Annotated in this window: 1 protein-coding gene; it reads left to right on the top strand. The window is 40.2% G+C overall.

Annotation, left to right across the window (positions count from 1 at the left end):
- Window positions 1-353 (top strand): LPD25 domain-containing protein (locus CBI42_RS11595; protein ID WP_142294148.1); only part of this gene is annotated, 353 nt, incomplete at both ends.

Here is a 353-nt window from a genome sequence, read left to right as displayed (position 1 = left end):
CAAAAACTCCAGAAGAATTTCATCAAGCCTGGAATCAGTATCTTGACTATGCGAAGCAGCATAATGATAAATTTGATCAGATTGTTGCTGCAGCTGGTGAAGATCATCTCCTAGATACAAATTCAGATTTTTATAAAGAATGGATACAAGATCATATCTATAAGGAAAACTACCATGTACGCCTTCAATGGTCTGAGGAACGCCCAGAAGGCCCTATATTACCATTTAAAGAGACAGAGCTGATATCTTATCAAGATTTCGCTAGGGAGCTATACAAGGCCAATCAGAGCTTCTATCCGTTACATCAGGAAGGGCTAAAACAAGTGACTGGTGGTCACCCAGAAGGCTACATC

The organism is Streptococcus sp. KR, from assembly GCF_002238115.1.
In the GTDB taxonomy this organism is placed as follows: Bacteria; Bacillota; Bacilli; order Lactobacillales; family Streptococcaceae; genus Streptococcus.
The sequence above is the reverse complement of the archived record's forward strand: the minus strand, read 5'-3'. Positions and strand labels throughout refer to the sequence as shown.